This window comes from Nonomuraea ceibae, assembly GCF_019396325.1.
Taxonomy (GTDB): Bacteria; Actinomycetota; Actinomycetes; order Streptosporangiales; family Streptosporangiaceae; genus Nonomuraea; species Nonomuraea ceibae.
The window spans coordinates 1-1,503 of record NZ_JAHKRO010000241.1; the positions used below are offsets into that span (position 1 = coordinate 1).

A 1,503-nucleotide genomic window follows, 5' to 3' on the forward strand; every position below is an offset into this window, starting at 1 on the left:
GGTCGCGTCCGAGATGCGGTGTAAATGTGAACGAGCGTAGGTTGCCGTGCGGAACCGACCAAAGTTCGCACTACGCAAGGACCTACGCTCGTGGCACGCACACTACCGCCCATTCAAGCCATCCGCGCCGAGATCGACGCCCTGTTCACCGAAGGTCGTGACCTGGTCGAGGTCATCGAGGACGTCGCCCGGCTCGGCGCCCGCCTGATCATCCAGACCGCCGTCGAAGCCGAGGTCGACGCCTTCCTCGGCCGCGCCCGCTACCAGCGCGCCTCCACCGCCACCGGTGCCGGCGGCGACAAGGAGAGCCCCGTGCGGCCCGGCCACCGCAACGGGCACTGCCCGACCACCGTCAAGACCACCAGCGGGCCGATCACCATCGCCCGCCCCAAGCTGCGCGGCACCACCGAGAAGTTCGCCTCCCGCCTGTTCGGCACCGGCGTCACCCGCACCCACGCACTGGAGACACTCGTGATCGCCTCCTTCGTGCGCGGCCTGTCCGTGCGTGACGTCGAGGGCGCCCTGGCCGACGCGCTCGGCCCCGAAGCCGCCCTGTCCAAATCGACGGTCTCCACGATCTGCCAGGCCATCGTGGCCGAGTACGACGCCTGGTACCGCCGCGACCTGACCGGCATCGAGCTGGACTACCTGTTCCTGGACGCCTCCCACTTCAAGATGCACGACGGGCAGCGGGCCGAGCCGATCCTGGCCGCCTGGGGCATCACCACCGCCGGCAAACCCGCCTTCGTCGGCCTGGCCGCCGCCGGATCCGAGTCCACCGACGCCTGGCACGACTTCCTGACCGACCTGACCAGCCGCGGCCTGCGCCCCCCGCTACTGATCATCTCCGACGGCGCACCTGGCCTGATCAGCGCTGCCGAGCAGGCATTTCCGCGCTCACTGCGTCAGCGGTGTCTGGTGCATCGCGCCCGCAATGTGCTGGCCAAAGTCAGCGCCGGCGATCAAGCCGAGGTGAAGGCCGCCTACTGGCAGATCTTCGACCTCACCGAGCTGGGCGACGACATCAAGCCCGGCCAGCAGCTCGTGGACTGGGTGCAGCGGCGCATAGACGCCTTCGCCGAGACCTGGGGCGGCCGCTATCCGGCAGCGGTCAAGTGCCTGCTGTCCGACCGGCAGAGCCTGACCACCTACCTGCGCTTCCCGATCGAGCACCACAAGCGCGTGCGGCACTCCAACTTCATCGAGCGCACCTTCGGTGAGACCCGCCGCCGCGTCAAGGTCATCGGCCGCTTCCCCGGCGAGACCAGCTGTGTCTCCCTCGTGTGGGCCGTACTCGACCGCGCCTCCCGCGGCTGGCGCGGCTTCACCATGACCAGCAAAGGCCTGCGCACCCTGCAAGACCTCCGCCGAGCCCTGCTCCACCCGCCCGCCCAGCTGTATCCGACCGGCGACCCGGCCTTGGCACCCGTCACCGAGGCCGCCTAAGATCCACTCACGGCACCTACCTCGTCGAGCCTTTTACACCGCTCCGAGGACGCGACC

General features: G+C 69.3%; 1 protein-coding gene. It reads left to right on the forward strand.

All coding sequences use genetic code 11. The annotated features are described in order from the left end of the window. Nucleotides 1–90: 90 nt before the first annotated feature. Nucleotides 91–1,446, forward strand: a complete 1,356-nt coding sequence (locus tag KME80_RS49745; protein WP_219520088.1) for an IS256 family transposase — start codon at nt 91–93, stop codon at nt 1,444–1,446. The last annotated feature ends 57 nt before the right edge of the window (nt 1,447–1,503 follow it).